Raw genomic sequence first — 4,844 nt, 5'->3', positions numbered from 1 at the left:
GTACAGGTCGCGCTCTCGTCGGTTAAACCAGCTCGCGACCCAACGGTTCGCCGCGGTATCAAGGAACGTGCCGGGTGTTCCAGGACCCGTGTAGACCATGCCGACGAGGGTGCGTGTCCCGTCGCCCGTCTTGATCTCGTGACCGAAGGTCGCGTCGGCCGAATGTCCGGTGGTCACCGCCTCCAGGGTCAGCGTCGACCCGCTCATGTAGGCGTAGACGTAGTACAGCGTCGCCGAGGTCAGGCCGGCGCTGGTCAGCGACACGCCGCCGGACGGGATCGTGCGGTAGGCGCCATTCACCCAAAGCTGATTGCCCTGGTACGTCTTCAGCAGCAGACCCGTCGCGCTGGAGTAGACCAGCCGGCACTGGCCGAGCGGCAGGACCGCCAGCCCGAGGCTGGTTCGCGCCGTCGCCGCGCTCGCCACATCCGACAGGTTGTTGGCCGCAAGTAGCGAGCCTGCCGCCGCCGGGCCGAACACCACATCCTGCCCGTTCGACTGGAGCACGGTGCCGTTGACGCCGAGCGGCAGCGGTGCCCAGCCGGTCGCGCTGCGGTAGAGCAGCCCGCCTTGCGTCCCGCCGAACACCGCATCGAGCAGTGCCGGCAGGCTGGCGTCCTGCGCGCTGGCGGTCGAACCGAGCAGGTTCGCCTTCAGCGTCAGCGTCGGCACCTTGGCCAGGAGGTCGTTGGTGACCCCGTTGGGCGCGATCGCCACCGTCCGGTCCTGGCTGAGGTCGCCGCCGCCGGCGAGGCCGGCGCCGGTCGCGACCTTGCGGGCCGGGGTGAGGGTGGTGATCCCGGCGAGCTGCGTCTGCAGGTCGGCGATCTGCTGGGCGAGCGCGCCCGCGTAGGCGTCGCGAGCGCTGAGCGCCGACAGCAGCGCCTGGAAGATCGGGCGCACCCCGGCGCCCATGCCGTCGTCGGGGGCGAACCCGAGGTTCAGCGTGACCGGCACGGGCGGCGTCGGTGCGGTCATCGGCGGCGAACTCCGGGCATGAAAAAGCCGCCCGGAGGCGGCGCGGCGGTGGGGTCGGGGGAGATGCGGCCTCGATCAGCCGGCGAGGCTGGCGAAGGCCGCGTCGACCTGATCGAGGGCGGTGATGGTCGGCGGCGCGGCCGACAGCGCGGCGTCGACCGCCTCCTCGGCGTCGAAGCACGCCTGGACGTGGTCGCCGACCGCATCGCCCAGCGCGATCACCTGCGCGGCCGGCAGCTTCACGAAGCCGTCGAGCGTCTTGAAGCTGACCGTGCCGGCGGGGTTCTTCTGGGCGCGCACGTAGGCGCCGGTGAGCAGCGCCTGGCTCTCCCGGTCGGTGCGCACCCGGGCGCCGCTGACCGTGATGCCCCCGGTCTCGACCGCGTAGCGCTTGGCCGCGGCGTAGTCCGCGAGATCGAAGTCCGGCACCGGCTTGCCGAGCAGGTCGGCCGGGCGCGCCTCACCCGCATAGGGCAGCACGACGGTGGCGCCCGGGTAGGCGCCGAGCGGGGTGGTGTCGCCGTCCACGTGGACGGCGAGCACGAATAGGACGCCGTCGACCGGCTTGCAGTAGAGCTGCATGGGACCCTCAGGAGATGTAGCCGTTGCTGTTGCCGGAGGCGCCGACCGCGGGGCTGGTGCCGCTGGCGCCGGCCACCGCGCCGCCGGAGCGGCTGATGTAGCCGCCGTCGGTGGCCAGATACGCGTAGGTGCCGTTGCCCGTGCCGGTGGTGTTCTGGGCGTTCACGGACGCCGAGAACTGGGCGATGACCCCGCAGCCGGCGTTGCCGGCAGCCGCCGCCCCGAGCAGGTAGCCGTTGGCGTTGGCGGTGAAGTTCCAGCCATGGCCGCCGTTCGAGGACGACACGGATGCGGCGGAGGCGGTGACCCGGCCGCCGCTGGCCTGGACGCCGTCGGAACCGTTGCCGCGCGCGTGCAGGGTGGCCAGGCCGCCGAGCGCGGTCGAGGCGATGACGCCGCCGAACACCCCGAAGCCGAGGGTGGCGTTGCTCAAGCCGACCATGACGGCGTTGAGGGTGGTCAGGATGAAGCCGCCGGCCGCCGCCTGGAAGCCGGCCTGAGTGTTGCCGATCCCGTAGCAGGTGCCCGACAGCAGCAGGGTGGCGTTGTTGACCTGCACGCCGCAGCCGCCGGCGCCGAACACGCCGACGTTGGTGAGCGGCAGAGTCCCGGACTGCCACGCGATGCCGTCGGCACCGGTGCCGTCGCTGGTGATCAGCAGGCCGGCGATGCCGCCGATCGCGCCCTGGCCCTTGATGCTGGCGCCGCCTGTGAAGAAGATCTCGGTGGCGAAGACGTTACGCAGGGTGGCCAGGTTCTGTGTCGTGTCGGCGAGCCGGTTGGCCGCGCTCGACCCGTTGACCTGGAGGGACGAGCCCGCCGGTAGGGCGGCGGTGATCGGCTGGCCCTGGATGACGATGCGGGCGCCGTCCGGGTGGAAGAAGCTGATGCTCTGGTTGTAGATGTACCGGGCGGTATTGACGCCGGCGGCGAGCTGGAAGGTGAGCGAGCCGGTGGCCGCGATCCGGCGGCGGTTGGCCCAGGCGATCGCCGCGTTCAGATCGGGGAAGTCGGCGCCGGTGCCGTGGACCGACTTGACCACCGCGGTGTCGATGATCGGCTGGCTGATCGGCGACAGCACGATGAAGGCGGTGCCGGCGGCGTTGATGCGCCCGACCAGGAGGTCATTGGCCAGGAAGTCGTAGCGCTGCAGCGGCGTGCCGCCCGGATACACCGCCGAGAGCACGCCGAGCCCGTCGAGGTTGATCGTGGTCGCGCCGGTGATGCTGCTGGCGAGCTTGATGCACAGCACCTGGCCCGGCACGTAGGCGGTGTGCTTGAGGTTGCGCGAAGCCAGCAGGATCGCGTTCTGCGTGCCCTGGTCGGCGTAGGTCATCAACCCGCCGGAGCGGACCGCCCGCATCACCTGAGCCCAATCGGTGTTGGTGGGGACGAGCCCGGCCTCGACCTCGACGGCCACAAGTTCGCGCTGGAGCCCTTCGATCACGCCCCCAGGGATCGGCGAGCCCTGCTTGCCGCCCGCGAGGTTCTTGTCGACGTAGGACTGGTTCGGATCGCTCGCGCCGGTGGGCGGGGTGTAGGCGACCATGCGGGCTGTCTCCTGGGCGCGCACGCCCGCACCCGGCGGCGGTGGCCGCGGGTGGGCGTCATGGGTTGGCGAGGGGGTGGTGGGCGATCCGGGCCGATCAGCCGCGGTAGTCGAACACCGGGATCAGGTACGGGGGCGTGACGGCGCGGATCGCGCATTCGAGCGCGGCCGCGTCGACGAACCCGGTGATGGGCGTGAACCCGCACTGGCTGTCGGGGTCGCCGCACTGGAAGGCGGTGTCGCCGCCGGACGCGAGATGGACGACGAAGAACTTCGACGCCGTCCCAGCCGGATCGCGCTCGCCGAACCCGGTGACCGGCGCGTCGCCGCAGACGCTGTCAGTGTCGCCACACCGGAAGAACGTCTCCGGGATGAGGCCACCCGCGCACTCGTCGCCGGTATCGGTGGGCGTAGGCAAAATATAGCCCGTCACCGGGGTATCGCCGCAGCCGCTGTCGGGATCGCCGCACCGGAAAAAGGTCTCGATGAGGGCGGGGCCAACGCACTCGCTCTCCGAGCAGCGGAACTGGCGCGGCTCCTCGATGCGCACGCTGTAGCCGAGGCCGGCGGCGTAGCACCGGTAATCGTTCGGGCTCACCGGCCCGATCCCGCCGAAGCGGGCCCGCACCGCGGCCAGGCGCTGGGCGTCCGTGCCCGCCGGCAGGCAGGCGTCCGGGAGCCCGAGTTCGGCCTCCCAGTCCGGCAGCGTGTAGGTCACGGCCGAGGGCAGGGCCTGCGTCGCCGCGGTCCAGTCCAGGCCGAGGTGGTCGGCGGCCCACGCCGCGATCGCCCGCCAGACGCCGCGCTGCACCGGCGAGGCGCCCCGGCCGTCGCCGGCCTCGTCCGTGCCCCAGGCGGGACCGCGCGGGGTCAGGCTCAGGATCTGCGGCAGCAGGTCGTCGGCCGAGGGCTGCGCCTCCCGGTCGAGCACCGAGGGCGGGTTCACCCCGAGCCCGGCGCAGGTCATCGGCACGAGCCGGCCGTCGGCCGTGACCCGGGTGGTGTCGGCGGTGATGCGGGTGCTGTCGCCGGTCAGACCTGTCACGGGGGCGGCCTCATGAATAGGTCGGGTCGGCGTAGACCGGCATCTGGCCCGCGGTGAACACGGGGTCGCCCACCGGTCCGTTCAGATCGTGGCTGTCCTCGCCGGTGGCGCGGCTCACCGCCTCGTCGAGCCACGAGCGCGACAGCACGAACGGGGCGGCCGGCCGGCCGGGCTCGGCCCGGTCGGCGAACACCGCGGCGAGTTCGGCGGCGATCGAGGCACGGATCGCCGGGGTGTCCGGGTCGAGCGCACCGATCGCCACCGGCACCGGCACGGGGGTGAGCGGCACCGCGTAGGCGCGCGCCTGGACGGGCCGGCGCACCGGATCGCCGATATAGGCTTGGACGATCGCGATCTGGGCGAGCGTCGGGATGCCGCCGGGCTGGTCGGTCACTGTGAACGCGACCCAAACCGCGCGGGCGTCGTTCTGGAAGCTGTCGACGAACACCCGGTCGACGGTGGCGCCCAGCGCCTCGCGGACCCATTCCTCCCAGTCGCCACTGTTTCCGCCCTGCGCCAGGCGGCGCTTGCGCGCGAGCACCCGGGCGCGGAAAGCCTCGGTCTCCTCGGCGTCGGCGCCGCCGGCGAGGCCGGAGCCGTCGGCGGCCGCATCGACCGTGCCGGCGCCGCCGAAGCCCGCGGGCGCGTCGTCGACATCGACCAGGGTGAGCGCCGTGCCGCCATCGGTGT

The 4,844-nt window shown here is 72.5% G+C and carries 4 protein-coding genes and 1 pseudogene; all 5 read right to left on the bottom strand.

Annotated features, from left to right (window positions below; translation table 11 throughout):
* Positions 1–978, bottom strand: a pseudogene (locus tag MKL20_RS17735) (hypothetical protein); the annotation flags it as partial.
* Positions 979–1,053: 75 nt separating this feature from the next.
* Entirely contained in the window at positions 1,054–1,560 is a 507-nt protein-coding gene (locus tag MKL20_RS17730) for a DUF4376 domain-containing protein (protein WP_244037771.1), read from the bottom strand.
* 7 nt (positions 1,561–1,567) lie between these two features.
* Positions 1,568–3,109 (bottom strand): hypothetical protein, encoded by a 1,542-nt coding sequence (locus tag MKL20_RS17725; protein ID WP_244037770.1) that lies wholly within the window; start codon positions 3,107–3,109, stop codon positions 1,568–1,570.
* A 97-nt stretch (positions 3,110–3,206) separates the two neighbouring features.
* Entirely contained in the window at positions 3,207–4,154 is a 948-nt protein-coding gene (locus tag MKL20_RS17720) for a putative phage tail protein (RefSeq protein WP_244037769.1), read from the bottom strand.
* A 10-nt stretch (positions 4,155–4,164) separates the two neighbouring features.
* Positions 4,165–4,844 (bottom strand): baseplate J/gp47 family protein (locus MKL20_RS17715; protein WP_244037768.1); only part of this gene is annotated, 680 nt, incomplete at its 5' end.

Source organism: Methylobacterium sp. E-066 (assembly GCF_022829635.1).
Lineage (GTDB): Bacteria > Pseudomonadota > Alphaproteobacteria > Rhizobiales > Beijerinckiaceae > Methylobacterium.
The sequence above is the reverse complement of the archived record's forward strand: the minus strand, read 5'-3'. Positions and strand labels throughout refer to the sequence as shown.